Annotated in this window: 1 protein-coding gene; it reads right to left on the bottom strand. The window is 35.1% G+C overall.

Annotated elements, in window-relative coordinates; genetic code table 11:
• Positions 1–191: hypothetical protein (locus tag V7137_RS22045; RefSeq protein ID WP_335700056.1), on the bottom strand; the 191-nt coding region annotated here is incomplete at its 3' end.
• Positions 192–268 lie beyond the last annotated feature (77 nt).

The raw sequence follows: 268 nt of genomic DNA, 5'->3' as shown, positions 1-268 counted from the left end.
CTGCCGCTGCCAGAGCTGCTATGTCCACTACTGGAGCTACCCTTAGTTCCACTACCAGAAGATCCAGTACTTCCTGAACTTGATTTATTGTTACCTTCCTTTTTACCTACAGGATTATTATCTAAAAATCCAACTACACCATTTTCTTTAGCTTGTGAAAGTAAATGTTCAATATCAAGCTTTAGTACCATCTTTCCACCACTTTCTTAACAATTTTTTCTTTTCTATTTCAATTTATGATGATTTTATCTATTTGCCATAGACAATC

Origin of the sequence: Neobacillus drentensis, from assembly GCF_036962765.1 — a bacterium.
Lineage (GTDB): Bacteria > Bacillota > Bacilli > Bacillales > Cytobacillaceae > Neobacillus > Neobacillus drentensis_C.
The sequence above is the reverse complement of the archived record's forward strand: the minus strand, read 5'-3'. Positions and strand labels throughout refer to the sequence as shown.